This window comes from Nostoc sp. DSM 114160 (assembly GCF_053470305.1).
This window is the reverse complement of record NZ_JBPFGO010000002.1, coordinates 523,810-546,143: the sequence shown is the minus strand read 5'-3', so window position 1 is coordinate 546,143 and position 22,334 is coordinate 523,810. Positions and strand designations below refer to the sequence as shown.

Annotated in this window: 8 protein-coding genes and 4 pseudogenes; 5 read left to right on the top strand and 7 right to left on the bottom strand. The window is 39.7% G+C overall.

Going from position 1 to position 22,334, the window contains the following annotated elements; all coding sequences use genetic code 11:
* Positions 1 to 163 precede the first annotated feature (163 nt).
* The 4 genes and pseudogenes from NSTCB13_RS19330 (at position 164) to NSTCB13_RS19315 (ending at position 8,260) form a co-directional block, all read left to right on the top strand.
* Positions 164 to 5,591: pseudogene (locus NSTCB13_RS19330) on the top strand (trifunctional serine/threonine-protein kinase/ATP-binding protein/sensor histidine kinase).
* Positions 5,592 to 6,151: 560 nt separating this feature from the next.
* A complete protein-coding gene (locus tag NSTCB13_RS19325) occupies positions 6,152 to 6,814 on the top strand; it encodes a nuclear transport factor 2 family protein (protein WP_445631211.1) in 663 nt (220 codons plus the stop codon).
* 176 nt (positions 6,815 to 6,990) lie between these two features.
* Positions 6,991 to 7,383 carry a carboxymuconolactone decarboxylase family protein gene (locus NSTCB13_RS19320; protein WP_448267387.1) on the top strand — a complete coding sequence of 131 codons (393 nt, stop codon included), beginning with the start codon at positions 6,991 to 6,993 and terminating at the stop codon, positions 7,381 to 7,383.
* A 54-nt stretch (positions 7,384 to 7,437) separates the two neighbouring features.
* Positions 7,438 to 8,260: pseudogene (locus tag NSTCB13_RS19315) on the top strand (alpha/beta fold hydrolase).
* Positions 8,261 to 8,318: 58 nt separating this feature from the next.
* Here NSTCB13_RS19315 and NSTCB13_RS19310 read toward each other — a convergent pair.
* From NSTCB13_RS19310 to NSTCB13_RS19290, 5 genes are all read right to left on the bottom strand, one after another.
* Positions 8,319 to 9,884: a hydantoinase B/oxoprolinase family protein gene (locus NSTCB13_RS19310; RefSeq protein WP_448267385.1), complete on the bottom strand. Its 1,566-nt coding sequence runs from the start codon at positions 9,882 to 9,884 to the stop codon at positions 8,319 to 8,321.
* Positions 9,885 to 10,159: 275 nt separating this feature from the next.
* Positions 10,160 to 10,975: a TrmH family RNA methyltransferase gene (locus tag NSTCB13_RS19305; protein WP_448273519.1), complete on the bottom strand. Its 816-nt coding sequence runs from the start codon at positions 10,973 to 10,975 to the stop codon at positions 10,160 to 10,162.
* Between the two features lie 124 nt (positions 10,976 to 11,099).
* Complete coding sequence (locus NSTCB13_RS19300) at positions 11,100 to 11,927, bottom strand: YwqG family protein (RefSeq protein ID WP_445631216.1); 828 nt, start codon at positions 11,925 to 11,927, stop codon at positions 11,100 to 11,102.
* Positions 11,928 to 12,053: 126 nt separating this feature from the next.
* Entirely contained in the window at positions 12,054 to 14,144 is a 2,091-nt protein-coding gene (locus NSTCB13_RS19295; protein ID WP_448273518.1) for a hydantoinase/oxoprolinase family protein, read from the bottom strand.
* A 409-nt stretch (positions 14,145 to 14,553) separates the two neighbouring features.
* Entirely contained in the window at positions 14,554 to 17,058 is a 2,505-nt protein-coding gene (locus NSTCB13_RS19290; protein ID WP_448273517.1) for a COR domain-containing protein, read from the bottom strand.
* A 175-nt stretch (positions 17,059 to 17,233) separates the two neighbouring features.
* Between NSTCB13_RS19290 and NSTCB13_RS19285 the strand changes: the two are divergent.
* A pseudogene (locus tag NSTCB13_RS19285) lies at positions 17,234 to 18,455 on the top strand (ISAzo13 family transposase).
* Positions 18,456 to 18,667: 212 nt separating this feature from the next.
* Here NSTCB13_RS19285 and NSTCB13_RS19280 read toward each other — a convergent pair.
* A complete protein-coding gene (locus tag NSTCB13_RS19280; RefSeq protein ID WP_448273516.1) occupies positions 18,668 to 19,228 on the bottom strand; it encodes a leucine-rich repeat domain-containing protein in 561 nt (186 codons plus the stop codon).
* Positions 19,229 to 19,389: 161 nt separating this feature from the next.
* Positions 19,390 to 22,225: pseudogene (locus NSTCB13_RS19275) on the bottom strand (ATP-binding protein).
* Positions 22,226 to 22,334 lie beyond the last annotated feature (109 nt).

Genomic DNA, 22,334 nt, shown 5'->3' with positions numbered 1-22,334 from the left:
GTTAGTTTCCGTGACCAGGAAATAATCGCTTTTTGATTTACAACCCTTGGATACCGAAGCGCAATGTTAATAATTTTCTACGTACTGGGAATAATTAAACTAGAACCCCTTTCACAATAGAACAGGGATGATGCTAATTTTATAACTTTATAGGCAAAAATCAATGCCAAATCGTACTGGATACCAAATTAACTCCACTCTCCACGAAGGAATCCAAACAATTATTTATCAAGCACAAACTCCAAAGACGCAACAGCGAGTTATCCTCAAGCTGCTTAAAAATGAATATCCGACCCTTGAAGCCTTTACTCGCCTTAAAAATGAGTATCAAATTCAGCAAGGTTTAGACCATCCAAATATAATTAAAGCTATCAGTCTTGAAACCTTTGAAAACCGTGTGGGATTATTGTTAGAAGACTTTGGTGGTCAGTCTTTATCTCAACTGCTCCAAATAAAAAAGCTTGACTTAATTAACCATTTAAAGATTGCTATTCAACTGACTAAAGCTTTAGATTATTTGCATAATAATCAGATTATTCATAAAGATATCAAACCTAATAATATCATAATTAACTCCCAAACAGGTATTGTTAAACTCGCTGACTTTGGTATAGCCTCCCGTCTCAATAAAGAAAATCCCCAATTTAATAACCCTAACTGCGTTGAAGGCACACTTGCCTATATGTCTCCTGAACAAACTGGGAGAATGAATCGCATTCTTGATTATCGTACTGACTTTTATTCCCTTGGTGTGACTTTATATGAAATGCTCACCGAGAAAACACCATTTGTTAGCCAAGATCCCCTAGAAGTAGTTTATAGTCACATTGCAGTTAAAGCGAGAAACCCGCAATCATTAAATTCACAAATTCCTACTGCTATCTCTGAAATTGTGATGAAGCTGATGGCAAAAAATGCGGAAGACAGATATCAAAGTGCTACAGGATTATTAGCAGATTTAGAATCATGTCTCAAGCAGTTAGAAACAAAGGGAATCATTACTGATTTTGTGCCAGGTCGTTTAGATATATTGAGTCAGTTATTAATTCCTCAAAAATTATATGGTCGTGAAGAACAAGTTAATGAACTTTTAGCTGCATTTGAGCGAGTTACATCTGGAAGTAGTGAAATGATGCTAGTTTCTGGTTATTCTGGAATTGGCAAATCAGTTCTAGTCAACGAAGTTAATAAACCAATTACTCGCAGACAAGGGTACTTTATCTCTGGGAAATTCGATCAGTTAAAACGCAATATACCTTATGCTTCTTTAATTCAAGCCTTTGCATATTTAATGCGGTATTTGCTGACCGAGAATAATGAAAAAATAGAAATATGGCGTAATAAAATTTTATCAGCTTTAGGGACAAATGGAAAAGTTATTACTGACGTAATTCCAGAAGTAGAATTAATCATCGGGACACAGCCGGAAGTTGCCCAAATTGGGGCAACAGAATCACAAAATCGTTTCAATCATGTTTTTAAAGAATTTATCCAAGTTTTTACTCAAAAAGAGCACCCATTAGTTCTATTTTTAGATGATTTACAATGGGCAGATTCAGCTACTTTAAATCTAATTCAACTGCTCATAACTGATATAGACAGCAAATATTTTTTATTTATTGGGGCATACAGGGATAATGAAGTTAGTTCAGCACATCCTTTAATCCAAAAGATAGAAGAAATTAAAAATAGCGGCACTGTTGTTAATAATATTGTATTGCAACCTTTAAATTTAGATAATGTAACTCAATTAGTTGCCGAAACTCTTCAAGAAATAGAAGTTAAGCAGGATGAAGAAACAGAAATCTTTCAAAAAGAAATTATTAAGCTAGCTGATTTAATTTATAATAAAACAGGTGGGAATCCATTTTTCATAACGCAACTAATTCAGGCACTTCATCAAGAGAAACTGTTAAAGTTTGACTTTAATAATGCTAAATGGCAATGGAGTTTAAAAGATATTCAAGCAGTTGGAATTACCGAGAAAAATGTAGTTGAATTAGTTGCTAGCCGAGTTGAAAAACTACCACAGTTTACCCAAGATGTTTTAAAATTAGCAGCTTGTGTGGGTGACAGATTTAGTTTGGATGTTTTATCAATAGTCAATGAAAAATCACCTTCTTTGACAGCAAATGATTTACACTCAGCTTTGCAAGCGGGATTAATTCTGCCTTTAAGTGAAGCTTACCGTATCCCTTTAGTTTTTAATCAAGAAGAAGCGGTTAATTTAAAATTTGATACTTCACGAGTGGGTTACAAGTTCTTGCATGACAGAGTACAACAAGCAGCATATTCGTTGATTCCAGAAGAACTGAAAAAATCTACTCACCTAAGAATTGGGCAATTGCTTCTTCAAAATATACCTAAAGAAGAAATAGAAGCTAATATTTTTGATATCGTCAATCAGTTAAATGTAGGTATTGTTAACCTGATAGAGCAATCTGAAAAAACTGAATTGGCACGATTAAATTTAATTGCAGGACGAAAAGCTAAAGCTTCTACAGCTTACGAAGCTGCTCTGAAATACTTCACAAATGGAATAGAACTTTTAAATATAGATGCTTGGCAAACGGAATATACTTTAACCATCGGTTTATATGAAGGAGCCGCAGAAGCAGCTTATTTGGCTGGTGATTTTGAGCAGATGCAAAAATGGGCTGAGGTGGTGCAACAAAAAGCCAAAATTCTTTTAGATAAAGTGAAAGTCTATGAAGTACAGATTATCGCTTCTATCATTCAAAGCAAGCAATTAGAAGCTATTCAAACCGCAGTATCAATTCTACAATTGTTAGGAATAAATTTTCCAGACGAACCGACATCAACTGATATTCAACAGGGGATGGATGAAATTGCTGTTTCTTTGAAAGGGAAAGCGATCGCAGATTTAATTAATTTACCATTAATGACCGATCCTAACAAGATTGCAGCTATGAGAATCTTAATGGGAGTTCTACCTGCGGCTTTTCAAACTGCTCCAGCAATGATGCCAATTATTGTCTGTAAAATGGTCAATTTGTCCTTAAGGTATGGAAATACAGCTGTATCTGCTTATGGTTATAGTCTTTATGGATTACTTCTTTGTGGAATTCAAGGAGAAATTGATTCTGGCTATGAATTTGGGAAATTAGCTTCACATTTGGTGTCACAATTTAATGCTGAAGAACTCAAGGCGAAAATTCTGACGGTTGTTAGTGCCCATGTTATGCATTGGAAAGAGCATATTAGAGAGACATTAACATCATCAATGTCAGGATATTCTAGTGGTCTGGAGACTGGAGATTTAGAATATGCTGGTTACTGTGGTTATATTTATCCCTATCATTCATTTTGGCTGGGTAAAGAACTTTGGGTTCTAGAAAAAGAACTGATAGCTTATTGTGATTCGCTGAAAAAAATCAAGCAGCAAGTAGCTTTTACTTGGAACTCAGTGTATTTGCAAACAGTTTTGAATTTGAAGGGAAGTTTTGAAAATGCGGACTGTTTAATTGGAGAAGCCTACAACGAGCAAAGTATGCTACCAATTCATCAGCAAGTAAATGACCTTTACACAATTAATCATTTATTTGTGAATAAACTAATGCTCTCTTACATATTTGGAGAGTATTTTCAAGCTGTAGAAAATGCTGCGATCGCAGAAAACTCTTTAGGTGGTGTTACAGGGTTGTTTGTTGTCCCAGTGTTTTATTTCTACGATTCTTTAGCTCACTTGGCAATATATCATACTGCTAAAGAGTCTGAGAAGCAAGCAATTCTAGAAAAAGTCCAAGCTAATCAGCAAAAGATGGAACTCTGGGCTACTCATGCTCCTACAAATCACTTACATAGATTTTATCTCGTGGAGGCAGAACGGTATCAGGTTTTGGGTCAAAAGCTAGAAGCAATGGACTATTATGAAAACTCGATTGCCAAATCTCAAGCAAACGGTTTTCTCCAAGAAGAAGCTTTAGCCTATGAGTTAGCAGGAAAATTCTATCAATCTTTAGGTAAAGAATTAATTCATCAAACTTATATAACTAAAGCTTATTATGCCTATATTCGTTGGGGTGCGATCGCTAAAGTTAAACACTTAGAATCAAAGTATGTTTTTCTAGTAGGACAAACTATTAGTATAGAAAACACTAGTTCAAAACTTGATACAACTCATATTACCACTAACACTACTACCAATAGCAGCTTAAGCGATTTTCTAGATTTTAATGCATTCATCAAGTTTTCACAAGCGATTACTAATGAAATTGTTTTAGAAAATTTATTGGGTAAGCTGATCCAAATTTTACTAGAAAATGCTGCCGCACAAAAAGCAGCACTACTCCTACTTAAAGATAATCACCTGTATATTGAAGCTTCTGGAAATGCTACTGACGATGTAGTGACGGTTTTACGTTCTATTCCGGTTGAGACCCTATCAAGATTTACCGCTGTCTGTAATTAATTATGTTCTCCGAACTCAGCAATATATTGTATTAAATGATGCGGTAAATACGGAACCTTTTAATTTTGATATCTATATCCAAAAATCTCAAACAAAATCAATCTTTTGTTTGCCGATTATGTACCAATCACAGCTAACTGGTATTATTTATTTAGAAAACCAGTTATCATCAGGAGCTTTTGTTCTAGAAAGGGTAGAAGTATTAAAAGTCTTAGTTTCTCAAATGGCTATTGCCATAGAAAATGCCAGTTTGTACGCAAGAGCACAAGAAAAATCTAAAGAATTAGAACAATCGATAAAAGATTTACAAGAGGCACAACTACAACTTATCCAAAGTGAAAAAATGTCTTCTCTGGGTAATTTAGTTGCAGGCGTAGCACACGAAATAAATAACCCTATTGGTTTTATTACAGGTAGTATTACCCAAGCAAAAGATATTGTTAAAGATTTAATAGACTATCTGCAACTGTACCGAGAAAAATTCCCCAATCCTGGTGTTGAAATTGAAGAAAAAGCCGAAGAGATAGATATAGATTTCCTGTTAAAAGATTTACCAAAAATGATTGATGGGATGACAGTAGGGACACAGCGCATTCGTAATATTAGTACCTCTCTCCGTACTTTCTCTCGTGGTGATACTACCTCTAAAGTATTAGCTAACATCCATGAAGGTATTGATAGTACTTTGATGATTTTACAACATCGTCTGAAAGCCGATCGTAATCGTCCAGCAATTAAGATTATTAAGCACTATGCAGATATTCCATCAGTAAAATGCTATTTGGGACAATTGAATCAAGTGTTTATGAATATTATTGCAAATGCAATTGATGCTTTAGAAGAAGCAAATATCGGTCGTGATTTTTTAGAAATTCAAGAAAAGTATCCTAATATTATTACTATTGAGACTTATTTACAAGTAGATACTGACAAGGTGGTAATTAAGATTCAAGATAATGCTAAAGGAATGCCTGAAGCAGTTAAAGAGCGCATTTTTGAAAACCTATTTACTACCAAAGATGTCGGAAAAGGTACGGGATTAGGATTATCTATTAGTCGGCAAATTATAGTTGAAAATCATGGTGGAAATTTGATTTGTGAATCAGTTTTGGGACAAGGAACACAATTTATAATTTCTATTCCAATTTTGGGAGAATAAGGAATTTTTGATAGTTTTAGCTTAACACTCTCGATCGCTCTAAGTATAGGTTGTGAGGTGCTTAAAAGAGCACCTCGGATTCGATTCATCAATCTATTTATTTAGTGTTAATCGAGAATATGTGTTGGGTTTTGTTCCTCAACTTTTGGTATGGGTGCGGACGGTTTGCAGTATTCTTGATTAAATTGGTTTATATCTGCATTGTCAATTTTGAGCAAGTGAATTTTCGATAAATTTACTGTTCCTCAAGGGTGAGGGTTGCGTAAGTCTTGTATGTAAGTAGTTACTTTATTACTTAATCAAATCAACACATAGTAAGTCACAATTAACACTTGTAACTTACTAATTAACTGTTATAACTAATTGTATACATCAACTCTTGTATGTACTAGCTTTATCATTTACTAGAAAAAAGATTTTCTAGCAGATATAAAAGTCAATTACTAGTGAAGTCTACAAGCAAATTAGACAGTTTTGATGGGCTAAAATTATTAGCCCAAACTTTAGTTTGTAGTCAAGTACAAGATGCAAAAATCGTAAATAATTAAGGGAGTCATCTAGTGGACAAAAGAAGAGAAAATGGGGGAATAGTTTCAAAAGCTATTTCGTTTTTGTTAAATCGTATAACTTTGATTGCGCTTGCAGTTACTCTTGTGCTGTTTGTTGGAGGTAAGTTTGAGGTAGCAAGTGCAACTCAACCTAATGCAGAATTAGAAATTCAAAAATTAACATCCTGTTACGCCCTGGGAACTGACGCTATTGGTAGAGGAAATCTCCAAGAAGGAAAGAATATTTATCGGGATTGTTTTACTCAAGATTCAGTCCTCACCGCCATTTTTCCTGATGGGGCAACTCAAACAAATTATGGGACAGATTCTTGGGCAGATTTTGTCTATTCAGTATTTCAAGGAAATGGTTATACAGCTACTCAACACTTGATGGGTACAATAAACATTTCAATTCAAAATAATCAAGCAACGATGACTTCTTATCTTCATGCAACTCATAAACGCTCGGAAACCAGCATTGATGTTGCTAATGGCACTTATGAAGATCAAGTCGTCAATAGAAATGGACGCTGGAAAATTCGTAATCGTACTCTCAAACTCATCGATTTCTTGAATCTCAGTTCGCCAACTACTGCTTCTTCAAGCACTAATGCTCGAAGTGCTAATTCCTCAGCTACCTTTGTCAGACCAAATATACCTCGTTTAAAAGAATAATTCTTTAGATTGGAATAACACTAATACGGGTTGGATAAGTATTCTTTACCTTCCTGATGACTGAAAAAAGGGGTGAATTAAAACATTCACCCCCTTTTTTATTTGCTACTTGAGCCAAATTCAGTATTACAATCTAGGGGTTCCCACTCGCTGGGGAAACTATATGGAATTAAAACATGACTAAGCTGATCGAATACGAAGAAGCCAGCGACGAAGTACGTGCAGTGTATGACGACATCCGCGTTACACGTCAAAATGACTACATCAATAACTTTTGGAAAGCCATAGCCAACCATCCTCCCACCCTGCAACGAACGTGGCAAGCGTTAAAGGAAGTGATGGTTAGCCCTGGTGAGATCGATCCACTGATGCGCGAACTGATTTACATTGCTGTGAGTGCAACGAATGGCTGTGAGTATTGCATCGCCTCGCACACGGCGGCAGCGCGTGCCAAGGGTATGAATGATACTATGTTCGGGGAACTAATGGCGATCGCAGCTACTGCTAATATGACCAATCGCCTCGCCAATGGCTATCAGATTCCGGTGGACGAGAAATTTAAAATGTAGGAGTTTAGTTTTGTCTATCCCTACTAAAAATAAGGTTTAGCAGAATTATTTACTATGCCCAAGGTTCAGATTAACGGGATTGATTTGTTCTACGACATTAAGGGAACGGGTGAGCCTTTGCTATTAATAGCTGGCTTTCTTTGCGATCATGCCTATTGGTCGCTGATTATGCCATCGCTGGTTTCGCAGTATCAAGTCATTCGCTTGGATAACCGAGGTATGGGGAGAAGTTCTGCTCCCAAAAACCCCTATAGTCTGAAGCAGATGGCTGGTGACGTTGCAGCATTGCTCGATCGCATCGGCATCGATTGGGTGCATTTGGCAGGTCATTCAATGGGTAGTCAGATAGCTCAAGAGCTAGTGTTAGCACACCCTAAAAAGGTAAAAAGTCTGATGCTACTCTCATCTTTGGCAAAAGGTGATGCATTATTCAACAGCATCATTGAGACTTGGGGCGAACTTCCTAGTCATGTAGACCTAAAACTTTATGAAAAAGTCATATTGCCCTGGATATTTACAGATGCCTTCTACTCAATTCCTGACACGATCGAAGGTCTGATTGAATTTGCGATCAGATATCCTTTCCCGCCTGCAACTCATTCACTTTATCATCACAGCCAAGCCATCCTTAACAGTGACACAATAGACCCGCCTCCAAGAAATTCATTGTCCTACCTTAGTTATGGTTGGTAAACAAGATATTCTCACTCCGCTAAAGTTTTCTCAACAACTTGTTCAAGGTATTCCCAATGCTGAACTTGTAGTCATCGAACGTGGTGGTCACGGCTTCTTGATTGAGTCGCCGGATGCTGTAGTTTCAGCTATGCTCAATTTTCTGGGGAAGTTGAAGCCAACTTATAGCAATTTTGGATTTTAGATTTTGGATTTTAGATTACTTCCTAAAACCTTGTTTCGAGAATCTCAAATAATACTAACTAAGAGATTTTACCAAATCCACCACCGCCAGGAGTTTCTATTACAAAAACATCCCCAGTTTTCATTTCTACTGTTGCTGTGCTGTCTAAATTCTCTTCAATTCCATTCTGACGTTGTATCCAGTTTCGTCCTACTTTTCCTGCCTCCCCATCATTTAATCCAAAGGGGGGAATAACTCGATGACCAGAGAGAATATTAGCTGTCATCGGCTCAAGAAATCGAATGCGGCGGACAACTCCATTACCACCCGAATATTTTCCTTTGCCACCGCTATCGGGACGAAGACTAAAGCTTTCTAAAAGTACAGGATAACGAGTTTCTAGAACTTCTGGATCGGTCAAACGAGAGTTAGTCATGTGAGAATGAACACCATCAGTGCCATCAAAATTAATCCCCGCGCCAGAGCCGCCGCAGATAGTTTCATAATATTGATATTGCTCATTACCAAAAGTAAAATTATTCATCGTTCCTTGAGAAGCAGCCATAACACCCAAAGCACCATATAAAGCATCCACAATAGTTTGAGAAGTTTCGACATTACCCGCGACTACTGCGGCTGGATAGGTTGGGTTGAGCATACAGCCAACCGGGATAATAATTTCTAAAGGATTAAGACACCCGGCATTGAGAGGAATATTATCATCAACTAAAGTACGAAAGACATATAATACTGCTGCTTGAGTTACAGCTTTAGGAGCATTAAAATTACTATTTATTTGCCAAGAAGTTCCGGTAAAATCGATGGTAGCACTGCGGTTTTCTGGGTGGATAGTTACTTTAACTTTAATTTGCGCTCCATCATCCATTTTATAAGTAAATGAGCCATCCTTGAGAACTGCGATCGCACGCCTAACAGACTCTTCAGCATTAGCTTGCACAAATGTCATATAAGCCTGAACAGTATCAATCCCGTATTGTAAAACCATTTTACAAAGTTCTTGAACTCCCCGTTCATTTGCAGCAATTTGAGCTTTAAAATCAGCGATATTTTGATCGGGGTTACGAGCAGGATAAGTATGATTTGCAAGGTGCTGTCTGACTGCGGTTTCTCGAAAACTTCCCTCTTCAACTAAAAGAAAATTATCAAAAAGAATTCCTTCTTCTTCTACTGTGGTACTGTGTGGAGGCATAGAACCGGGAGTAATTCCACCAATATCTGCTTGATGTCCGCGAGAAGCAACAAAAAATAGGGGGGTAGGGAATAAAGTATTTTCACTACTTTCTAAAAAAACAGGGGTAATTGCAGTTACATCAGGAAGGTGGGTTCCGCCGTTATAGGGGTTATTAGATAGATAAACATTTCCCGGTTTTAGGGTGTCGCCTTTATCGTTAATTAAACTACGAACACTTTCACTCATTGAACCTAAATGTACAGGAATATGGGGGGCATTTGCTACTAATAATCCCAATGAGTCAAAAATTGCGCAGGAGAAATCCAGCCTTTCTTTAATATTCACTGATGTGGCGGTATTTTGCAACACAATTCCCATTTGTTCGGCGATAAATTGATAGAGATTTTTAAAGATCTCTAAGCGAACTGGATCGGGTTGAGATGTTATGTGCATTTTTAATTCCTATTTGTTGAAATTCAATGAATTAACGTGAGTTCGACGAGTGCTATTTTGACCTCTCCCCCAGCCCCTCTCCTACCAGGAGAGGGGAGCAAAAACCCTCCTTACTGGTTACTCCTCCCTCTCCTTACCCAGACGCACCCGCGTTCGCCTTTTAGAAGAGGGAGGCTGTCCGGGAGAAGTCTGTCGAACTCACGTTGATGTAAGTTGAGTTAAGCAAAGTGCAACCCAACACAAAACTTAATTGATGTTGGGTGTCACTTCACACATTATGTTCTCGACCTATAAACCTCATACATTAAGAGGCTACCTGCTACAGCAAGATTGAGAGAGTCAACCGCACCTACCATCGGAATCCGAACAAGATGCTGGCATAAGTCTCGCTGTTCTGGGGTTAGACCTTGGCGCTCCTCACCCAGGAAAAGAAGAGTAGAATTGGGGTAATTAAATTGATGAAATTCAGACATTCCATCTGGTGAAGCACCAATAACAAGACAGCGGTGGTTCTGTACCCAGTGACGGAGCGCAGAAAAGCTTGTACGTACAAACTTTTGGTTAAAAAGCGAACCCATAGATGCGCGAATAACATCGGGAGCATAGGGATCTACGCTATCTTTGATAAAAATAAACCCAGCACCGCCAACTGCTTCTGATGTGCGAATCAAGGTTCCGAGGTTTCCTGGTGAGCGAACAGTTTCAAGAGCCACCCAGCACAAATTAGGTTGTGGCGAGATATCACGGAGCTTGAACCAGCGCTGACGAACAATTGCACCAACTCCAGAAGCGCGTTCACTCTGAGAAATACGTCGAAACTGTTCGGGTGTCAGGCTGATGCAAGGAACACCAGAACGCCGAGATTGCCTAACTAACTTCCTTGCTAGAGGTGCTGTTAGCAGTTTCTCACTAAACGCGATCGCTGAAATATCAAAACTGTTGTCAATTACCTTTACAAAGTTACGCACACCTTCGATATAGAATAATCCAGAGGCGTCACGATGTGCGCGGTCAAATTGGAGCCTTTTAATTTCAGTTAGCGTAGCCTCAACGTCTAACCGTTCCTGGCTGGAACTATTAACACCAGCCATCCTCCTTGAGCAGAGCTACTTGGCTCTCTACATACAAAACTTGAATTAGCATGAAATATTGCGGAAACTTTACCGCAGACATCAACTTCACTGCGATCTATATTACCATGTATTCTTTATATTTTTAACATTCCCAGTCATAGATAATATCGCTAAAGTCTAATTTTTTAAGGTCATCTTTTAAAATGTGAAAATTACATACATCGGCTATCCAGTTAATACTTAACACCTCATTAGATTCCCTAATCATTTGAAACAAAAGAATTTCTGTGTCTTGCTCAATTGCATATCGTAAAAATTCTGTCGTTTTTTCTTCCGGATGAACAGTATAAATTAATTTTGTTCTAATAGAATCTGGATAACCACCTATCTTACTACGCCAAGAATATGATAGATTTATATACTCGTCCAATATTCCTTCATTCGTATTTAATAGTTCAAAATAATCATCCCCAACAATTTCATTGATGCCACTGTGACTTATTGGTGCATATTTTTGAGTAAAATTTAAACTACAACAACCATCAATAAGATTTGTTTCTCTTTTAGGCAAAAAATCAAAGTTTGTGATTATATTTTCTACATTCAAGTCTGGTTCTTGAAAATATAAAACTCTAAATCCAGATTGGTCTGTTTGATTGTCATAGTTCAAACCATACGGAAATTCATAACTGATATAAAACTGTACGATACCCTCATTTGGGAAACCTTCCAATAGAGGTACTTCGGCAAAATTAATCTGTGCAATAAAAAATAAATAGTCACCTTCGGAACTTTTTGGATAATCAAAACCTTTTGGTAAATAAGGCAAACCACCAAATTTACTTTGCCACCAATCTACCCGGTCATTATTTTCAATTGTGATTTCAATAAAAGGCCGTATCGTCGCTTCAATTCTGTCCCGATAAGGTTCTAGTTCTAGAGGAATGGGAATGTACGGTTTATAATTCATATACTATTCATCAATATCAATATTTGACCAACTTTTGCTATGAGAATGTATACAAAAATTTTGAAATGCTAATTTATCGCAGTATAGCATCATTCCTATTTTAGATTTACTTGCCGCCCTCATTCCTTACCTTCTAGATAACATTAAATGATTGCGTTCAGTGAGTATTGCTTTCCAATTAGGTTCAACTACAATCGTGCTAATTTTTTCGACAATAATCGCAGGCCCATTAATAGTATCTTCTGGTTGTAAATCTTCCCGTCGATAAACAGGAGCATTATGCCATCTATCAGCAGTAAACATCCTGATTGTCTCAACACATACGGGGGCTTCATCTAAAGAACGAGTACGAATAATTAAAGGTTCTTCAGGAGTATCCATTTTCTGAATTACTTCCACTGAAGCAGATTCGACAATTAAGTTTTTATCTAATTGAATGAAACCATAGCGTAATTTATGTTCACTCTCAAATTCTTGTCTCATATCTACCACATCATTGGCAAAATTAACAGTCAAGATAGAGTTAGTACCTTCGTATTTTAAGTTAGCTTTTCGGATTACTTCTACTTGAATTGGTATTTCATCTATTTCACTTCTAGCTTGAGTTTCTAAATATTCCATTAACTGCTGTAATTTAGGGATTAATGCTTGAGTTAAAGGTTGTTCAACTCCTCCTTCTCTGATTGCTCGCACATCAGCTAATCCCATTCCATAAGCAGAAAGAACTCCTGCATAAGGATGAAGAAATATCTGTTTCATTCCTAAAGTATCGGCAATTAAGCAAGCAACTTGCCCACCTGCACCGCCAAAACAACAAAGCACATATTGGCTGACATCATAACCCCGTTGCAGACTGATTTTTTTAATTGCATTCGCCATATTTTCCACTGCGATCGCCATAAATCCAGCAGCTACTTGTTCGGGAGTACAATCATTTAATGTAGCAGCTTGAATGTCTTGGGTTAATTGGGTAAATTTTTGAATAACAATATCTTTATCTAAAGGTAAATTGCCATCAATGCCAAAAACTGAAGGAAAATATTGTGGATGAATTTTACCTAACATCACATTGGCATCAGTAACCGCTAATGGCCCGCCACGCCGATAACAAGCAGGGCCAGGATTTGAACCAGCAGATTTAGGGCCGACACGATAACTAGAACCATCAAAAAAGAGAACTGAACCACCACCAGCAGCAATGGTATTAATTGCTAATACAGGAACTCGCATCCGCGCCCCAGCAATTTCTGAATCTAGTTGTCGTTCATACTCTCCTTTAAAGTGAGCAACATCTGTACTTGTCCCTCCCATATCAAAGGTAATAACTAACTCAAAACCTGCTCTTTTACTAGTTTGAACTGCACCAACAATTCCGCCAGCCGGGCCGCTTAAAATACTATCTTTGCCTTGGAATTGTTCGGCTGCGACTAAACCGCCATCAGATTTCATAAACATTAATTTGACGCTGGGTAACTGATTCGCGACTTGATTAACGTAGCGGCGCAGAATAGGAGTTAGATAAGCATCGACTACTGTTGTATCTCCTCGGCTAACCAACTTCATTAAAGGACTAACTTGATGGGATACGGATATTTGAGTAAAGCCGATTGTTTGGGCAAACTGGGCTATTTGTTGTTCGTGTTCGGGATAGCGAGCGCTGTGCATAAAAATAATAGCGCAACTCCGAATTCCTGTATGATAAACTGCTTGCAAGTCAAAAGTGACTTGTTCAATATTTATAGGTATTAATTCATTTCCATTAGCATCATAGCGTTCGTCTATTTCAATTACCTGTTCGTAAAGCATCGTTGGTAAAATTATCTGGCGCGCGAAGATGTTAGGACGGTTTTGGTAGCCAATTCGCAGCGCATCTTTAAATCCTTTGGTGATCAGAAGAACAACCCTGTCTCCCTTTCTTTCTAACAGAGCATTTGTTGCTACTGTTGTCCCCATTTTTACTACTTCTATGGCTTCAGTAGGAATGAGTTCGTTGCTAGCAATACCCATGATATCTCGAATACCTTGGATGGCTGCATCTTCATATTGTTCGGGATTTTCTGAAAGTAGTTTGTAGACTATAATCCATTGCTGATTAGGCAGAGTCACAATTAAAAAACGTTTGGGATGTTTTGAAAGTCTATCGATAATTAGTTGATTATTAGTAACAGCAACAATATCTGTGAATGTACCACCTCGGTCAGCAAAAACCTTTAACATTACTCTGTTTCCTGTACGATCGTGAGAAATTACGTAATAGCTCTAAGAGGATGTTTGAAAAGTTGTGATTGATGTATCAAATATTTTTTACCCCTCCCTAACCCTCCTTTCTGGGGCAGGTTTTTTTGATTAGACAAATTTTTGGGATTTTAAAACCAAAACCATTGTCTGAGAACTTAAAACTACGTTCAATAATTGAGAACATTCTCAACTATTTATCGAAAGCCTAAAAGCCTGCCCTTGAAAGCCCTAACCCTCCCCCCTTCGACAAGCTCAGGGCATCGCTTGTAAAGGGGAGGGGACTGGATTTTCGGTTTCCCTCCTTTACAAGGGGGGACTAAGGGGGGTAACAACGCAATTAAAATCACAGTCAAACACTTTTCAAACATCCTTTAATATCCGTTGTCAATTAATATTCATCTACAAATTGAGGATGAATCCAGAGAAATTCACGGCGTTTGTTTTGCACCCGCACTAGACCACCAAAACTAGGATCTTTTTCTTTCAAAAGGGCGTGTAATTCTCGCAAAATCGAGCCTTGAGCGCGGATTGCATCGCCTTCCAAGAACGAGGCATCGCTCTTGGACTTTCCAGCCAAAGCCATATCACTTCCTTTTAAAGTAGATTCGATGCTTTTCTGTCCTAAATCGAGTTGTTCTTCAATGGCTTTGTAGGTGGTATCATCCAGTATAAATTTAGTTGCCGAACCTGCTACAGGTAAGACTAGGCTTAGGGTTCCGGTCAAAATTCTGAGATAGGGGACTGCCTTAGTGAACCACTCACGCGGCAAGTCTAATTCATAGACTCCCTTTTTCTGATCGTTGGGATTTAAGGCTGGAAGTGGTTGACGTGCGTGTTCGCACCAGAGGGTGAGTTGAAACTTGGCACTAATCCATTTGGGGCGATCGAAAAATTTCGGATCGATAGGCTTAAAGCTGAACAGACGCGGGCCATCTTTTGCTTCATCGGTGAGCATCTGCATTAGTTCTGCAAACTGCTGATCGACTTGGCTTAAAATGGTACGTTGCTCCTGAGATAATACCTGAAAGCGTGCTTGATCTAGGCGATCGTACATAACCAAATCTTTGCGGATGACGTTTAACTCGTCTTTCACAATGTATCGGAACTGCTCAATGCCAATTTCTTGGGATGGGGGTTGAGCAGTCGGCGCGTTATTTAGCAGTCGGTCTATGTTTTGCCATTCACCACACCCGGAAATAGGACACGGGAACTCATGGCGATTTTTCTTTTTACTTTCAATTAATTTTTGTACCTCAAACAGTCCGTTTCCAGGCGCATTTATACCGCAAGGTGCAATGCAGGGAACCATCACATTACAACGCAATCCTTCCCAGAAATTCTCGACTAGCCATTTAATCTCTTCCGTGAGATAGGATAGGAACCTTTCTGGATAAGCTGCCCGCACCGTGATTTTTACATCAGTGCCAACATATTCCAGCAATGCCCGACCGTTGTAATCATTGTCAAGCATTAAGCCGCGTTGCCAGTGAATGCTGTTTTCGTAATTAGTCCGCCCCAGTGAGTATTTGTGCAACCGGACAATCAATTGATAAAATAACCCTTCTGCTACTGCAAACTGTCCGCGACTGTCCACAATGCGGCAGATTTGCACCTGTTGTCTATCTCCGGCTTCCGGTTGCTCTCCCCAATTGGGTAATGTCTCCGGGCGTGTGTCGGGAACGAGTTGAGCAATTAGGCTGGTATTACTAGGTTCTGCCGAATCGAAAACTACTTTGTAGGATAGATCAAAGCGTTCCATCAGCCGCAGAAAGATTGGATGCAATTCTTTCGGGTAGCCTTGTTCGCCTGCAAATGGCGGATGGCTCCACAACTGGCTGAGATGCTGAAATTCTACTAAACCGTTGCGTTTGCGTGTCGTTTCATCATCTAGCACGAAACTAATCGCCTTTGCCAGCCAGTCGGGTTTGAGGATGACGATATCGCGTAGTGTTGGGTCGTAATGGTAATGGATGAAATGCCCTAATATATGGGAGATGCGAAGGAACAGTTCTGCTTGCTCCTCATCGATTCCCTCTTTAGCGCAGATGACAATAACATCATTGTAGGGGAGATAGGCTTTGTCACTTGTCTGTAAGGTTTCCCGCACCCGTTGCCACTTTGCTGGAACAGAACGCCCCATTTCGGGAAGAGATGCAGCGATACGAGCAATAGTATCTTTTAATTCTGCGATCCCGGTGCAATGCGTCGTATCTTGGTTTGGTTTACTATCTATATGGCAGAAATCGATTACCGTATGTTTGCCGAATTGATCGAGAATTTCTTGTCTGTCAATGTCTGGTTGTCGCTGTCCGGGGCCGCCGTGCGTTGCAACTACCAACACCTTTGCATCTGGTTCTCGATTTTTGATCAGCGTAATCCACTCTTTGACAAAGCCCTGCTGGGGACCTTCCCGTGGTTTCCAGATAACTAGATAGACGGCTGGCGCACTGAAAAACAACTGGTGCGTTGGTCGATAAACCCGTTGACCGCCAAAATCCCAACCATTGAGTGATATCTTTGTGTCACTGTCGGGATCGGTGACGATTACAGATTTAATTTCAATCCCGTGAGTCGTGGGGCGACCATCTACCCATTCATCTCCCCGCAACGCTCCTAACAGACAACTTTTGCCCACCTCACCCTCGCCAACTAGGATCAGTTTGGCTTCATTCAGGGTTATCTTTTCTTGTGCCTGTGCCCGCAGGTATTGCAAAACAGTTTTTGTGCCTTGTTCGTAAGCGGCTGCAAGGTCAGGGTTAAGAGGGTTGTTGTCGAGGTAAAGGTGTTGCAACAACTGAGTCAGGGATGCAATTGCTTCTGGCAGTTCGGTCAGTTGGTTGTTGTCGAGGTAAAGGTGTTGCAACTGAGTCAGGGATGCAATTGCTTCTGGCAATTGGTCAGTTGGTTGTTGTCGAGGTAAGGGACTTCCAAAAAATAAAACATCCCATTTAAGATAATGATAATCATTTTAGGGGGGGAGAAAGCGGCAGCCATCGGCTGCCGCTTTCTCCCCTCCTTTTTGTAGTAAATTCAGTAATGATGAATTTTTGGGTGCAGCAGAGGTGTCTATAGTATTAACTTCTTCACTGAAACAACTATTAAAACAAACAGCATCTCAATTAAAAGGTGCTGCAAAACGTAAGTTTATAGCGTCAACAGTCCAAGGTTTGGGTGTAGGTGGACAGAGACTTGCAGAATCGGAATTAGGATGGAATCGAGGTACTATCCGTAAAGGGATGAAAGAATTAACTAGTGGTGTTACCTGTATTGACAATATGAGCGCAAAAGGTCGCTATAAAGCAGAATTACATTTACCAAATCTCCTAGAAGATATCAAAAATTTAGTAGATTCCCAAAGCCAGACAGACCCAACTTTTAAAAGTCAAAGACTATATACTCGTCTCTGTGCTACCGAAGTGAGAAAGCAATTAATAGAAAAGTATGATTATAGGAATGAAGATTTACCTACGTCAGAAACGATTCGTCTGAAACTGAACCTCTTAGGCTATAACTTGAGACGAGTAGCTAAAGTTCAACCTCAAAAAAAATTCCCCAAACCGACGCAATCTTTGAGCAACTAGATATAGTAAATCAAAATGCATCTTCTGACGGAAGTGTCTTGCGTCTGTCGCTGGATGGAAAAGCTCGCGTCAAAATTGGCTCATTTGACCGAGGAGGTAAAAGCCGGGCTAAGGTCGAAGCTGATGACCATGATTATCATCCTAAAACAACCGTAACTCCTTATGGGATATTCCTTCCAGAGCTTGATGAACTTTTTTTATATTTTACGGAATCGAAAGTTACAAGCGATTTTATAGTTGATATTTTAGAGGATTTTTGGATGAGTGAGAAACATCGTTTTTCTCACGTTGAAACATTACTGCTCAATCAAGATAATGGGCCAGAGAATAGTTCTCGACGCACCCAGTTTATGAAACGTATAGTAGAGTTTGCCCAGAAATACTCATTGAATATACGTTTAGCTTACTATCCGCCTTACCATAGCAAATATAATCCCATAGAAAGAACATGGGCAGTATTAGAAAATCATTGGAACGGCAGCATCTTAGATGAAATAGAAACGGCTTTAAACTTGGCTGCTAGTATGACATGGAAGGGTAAACATCCAATTGTTAAGTTAGTTACTCAAACTTACGCCACCGGAGTGAAACTCACAAAAAAAGCTATGTCGGAAATTGAGAAACAAATTGAGGTTTGACTCATTCTCAAAACGAATTTTTTCCCAATCTGGGTAATTGGTTTATTGATATTAATTTTGCCAAAACGTAAGTTATAAATAGTAATTTACAGCTTTATAGTCTTAAATAAACATAACTTCACTTTGCGGCTTGCTCGTGCGAGTGTAGATTTTTTCATGCTTACAAAGGGGGGAAGAGAGCGGCAGCCGACGGCTGCCGCTCTCTTCCCCTTAATAATGATTATCATTATTGAGTAACTGCCAAAAGATTAATTTTTGGGACAATTTATTCTTTGGAAGTCCCTTAAAGCTGTTGCAACTGAGTCAGGGATGCGATTGCTTCTGGCAGTTCGGTCAGTTGATTGTTGCCGAGGTAAAGCTGGTGCAACTGAGTCAGAGATGCGATCGCTTCTGGCAGTTCGGTCAGTTGGTTGTTGCGGAGGTCAAGTAGTTGCAACTGAGTCAGGGATGCGATCGCTTCTGGCAGTTCGATCAGTTGGTTGTTGGAAAGGATAAGCTGTTGCAACTGAGTCAGGGATGCGATTGCTTCTGGCAGTTCGGTCAGTTGGTTGTTGTCGAGGATAAGCTGTTGCAACTGAGTCAGGGATGCGATTGCTTCTGGCAGTTCGGTCAGTTGGTTGTTGAAAAGGAAAAGCTGGTGCAACTGAGTCAGGGATGCGATCGCTTCTGGCAGTTCGGTCAGTTGGTTGTTGAAAAGGAAAAGCTGTTGCAACTGAGTCAGGGATGCGATCGCTTCTGGTATCTCAGTGAGTTCCATATTCTTGAGATTGAGTTTTATTGCTCCCTCTTGCCGTGCCTTTTCAATGCGCTGCTCTGCTTCTTGATAAGCTTTATCTCTTGCCATGAGCAAATCCTTTCTTTCACTACCAAAATCGGAGTAATAGCCACATTTTTCTGGGTAACAGCCCATACAGGTGCTTTAGCCAGAAAATCTCAGCCTAACACTGTAATAAACAGCAAGCAACGCTAAGGTAAAAAGTTAACCACGTCAAATAATATTGACAATTAGATAGCTTGCTGATTTAGCGGAATTACAATTATAAATTCTGTTCCCTTTCCAGGAGCAGAAATACATTCTAATTTTCCCTGATGTTTTTGGGTGATAATCTGATGACTAATAGATAAACCTAACCCAGTACCTTTATTGACTGGTTTTGTCGTAAAAAATGGTTCAAATAATTGTTTTTGTACCTTTTCTGGAATGCCTATACCATTGTCACCAATACTAATAACTATCTGATTTTCGCTCGTGAGTTGAGTCTGAATGCGTATCTGGGGAGTAGAAAGCGCTTTTTCTCCTACTTCCCACTCCCGTTCGGCTTCGCTCACGGCAAGCCCATTTTCCACTGCCTCTTCTAAAGCATCGATCGCATTTGCCAGAAGATTCATAAATACTTGATTCAGTTGTCCAGCATAACATTCTACTAATGGCAAGTCACCATACTCTTTAATCACCTCAATTGCTAGATTGTTAGATTTAGATTTGAGGCGATGTTCCAAAATCATTAACGTATTATCTAAACCTTCATGGATATCCACAGCTTTCATTTCTGCATCATCTAACCGAGAAAAGTTTCGCAGAGATAAGACAATTTCTGTGATTCTTTCGGCACCAACTGTCATCGAAGTTAGCAAATTAGGCAAGTCTGCAATCAGAAAATCTAAGTCGATCGCTTCTATTTCTTGTTGAATTTCCTTTGGTGGATTAGGATAGTTTTTCTGATATAATTGCAGCAATCTTAATAAATCTTGAATATATTGATTGGCATAGCCGACATTGCCAGAAATAAAATTGATTGGGTTATTGATTTCGTGCGCTACACCTGCTACTAACTGCCCCAAACTGGACATTTTTTCACTATGCACCAGTTGAGATACTAGCTGCTTTGCCTCTTGGCGCAATTGTGCTTCTGAGTATCGCAATATCTGTTCTGCTTGTTTGCGCTGGGTAATGTCGTGGAGAATCACAACATATTCCTGAAAATCCCGATGGGGTCGGTCTGAGACGGAAACTTCTAGAGTTCTGTTTTTCCCATTGCCGGTTAGAATTTGTTCGCTACGCTTTGTCCACTGCTCTGGATAGTAGACTAATGCGGGTAGCCATTTGTTCAAGTGATTTCCTCGCAACTCTGATGGGTTGACACCAAAGAATGATTTGGTGGCTGGGTTTGCTTGCTGGATAATACCTCGATTATCAACGACTAAAATACCATCCTGGGCGACAGTAAACAGGTGTTCGGCAGCAACTCTGGCTTCTGCGATCGCTACCACTTGCGGTAAACTTGTCCAACAAGCGATCGCTACTCCTACAAATGCCACGCTCATCAGTAGCACCACAAATATATTCTCACCGCCCGCAGTCGCTACTTTATTGAGTTTAACGCCAAATAACCAGCCAACTGCCACGGCGCTGCACAGTAAAAAAATCAGGATACTCACCTGAAGAATTACTGAATCTTTGATAATTACTACAGGGCGGGTGCGATATCGCTGCATCCACCAATCAGGATGGAAAGCCGGAAAGTTCACCCGGCGAATTACTGCATCTATGCCCATGACACCAATGGGAAATAATAGCCCAATCAACAAGTTGAGCCAACCCCAGGCAAATCCGCCCACGAACAGCACCACAACTTCTAACAGTAGAATGGCCAGAGATATGCGAGGAAATAAAACTTCCGGGCGATCGCGCCGAAGCCAAAGCCCCAGATGCAGTAACATAAAGGAGACAAACCAACCGATGTTGCCAACAGCGACGATTCGCGCCACATCTCCCCAAATCAGATAGATTAAGCACAATACCAGTGTCAATGTCAATGCTGGGACAAACACACCCCGACGTGAAACAACAGAAAATACTGGTGAAATGTGATTATCTAACGCCAATTGATACAAAATTCGCGGGCAATTAGAAACCACCGTTGCCGAACCGAGTAGACAAGCAGCTACTAACAAAAAAGAAATACTTACACCAGCTAATTTTCCCCAAAAGGGCTGGGAAGCCGCCACCAGATTCAGAAAAGCATTATCTTTGAGGTTGGGATTTGTTGCCAACCGCATGACTACCCAAGACCCCTCCCAAAAAGATGGGTGGCATCATCCAGGCGGCAACGTTTAGAAACCGTAGCGTCTGGGTGGGGTGGCGGCTATCGGCGACAAAGGAAGAAGCCGTTTCACAACTGTAGGTTGCATAAGTGACGAAAAAGAACCACTTTGCCCAATCTACAAAACTCAAAGATGACCAACTGCTAGGAAAAAACCCCGGACTAACGGGAGAAAACGCTAACCAGCCAAGACCTTGGACGCAGAAGGTCATTAGCAGTGCAAAGGCTGGAATGACAAAAAACAAATGTAAAATACTCAGGGCGCGAGTCCCACTAAAAGCCACAACAAAAGGCAAGAGTGTAAAGCTAATATCCAGAAATATGTCTGGACAAGCAATACCCAACGCCTCTAAATTTACTTTAATTAAATCTTTGAGTACGATTGTATTCACTGATAGGTAAGAAACCCAGTTGAGAAGGTATCCAATTGCTGCATAGCGAGCAAGTGCTGGGTAGTTTTGCAGTAGCTTGGTAGCATAGTTGGGTGTTCCTCCTGCTACATTGATGAAATGCATACCCAAGCGTTTTACTTGATAGTTGAGCAGCATTCCAAAAATTACCGCAGGTATCCAGACAAAAATAGCTTGGGAACCTAAAGCAGCATGAATCGCTGGAACTAATGCTGTCCAAGAAATATGAGCTGTCAAACCAAAGCCCCAACTTTCAACAGCACTCAAGCTTCTAGTTAAGCGAGGGGAAGAAGATTGGCCCAATGTGGAATGAGCAAAATGGGACATGATTAGCGGTGTTCAATGGGATACTCTAATTAAGCTTATTAGCTAGAGTTCCCATCTCGTAAATCTTCTGAATAAAAACTTTCTGTCAGGAATAATACTTAAGATGTTA

Coding starts and splice junctions, on each gene's coding strand:
- NSTCB13_RS19295 (WP_448273518.1), bottom strand. CDS start 14,144: ATGTTAAAGGTTTTTGCTGACCGAGGTGGTACATTCACAGATATTGTT.
- NSTCB13_RS19305 (WP_448273519.1), bottom strand. CDS start 10,975: ATGGCTGGTGTTAATAGTTCCAGCCAGGAACGGTTAGACGTTGAGGCT.
- NSTCB13_RS19310 (WP_448267385.1), bottom strand. CDS start 9,884: ATGCACATAACATCTCAACCCGATCCAGTTCGCTTAGAGATCTTTAAA.
- NSTCB13_RS19320 (WP_448267387.1), top strand. CDS start 6,991: ATGACTAAGCTGATCGAATACGAAGAAGCCAGCGACGAAGTACGTGCA.
- NSTCB13_RS19300 (WP_445631216.1), bottom strand. CDS start 11,927: ATGAATTATAAACCGTACATTCCCATTCCTCTAGAACTAGAACCTTAT.
- NSTCB13_RS19280 (WP_448273516.1), bottom strand. CDS start 19,228: ATGGCAAGAGATAAAGCTTATCAAGAAGCAGAGCAGCGCATTGAAAAG.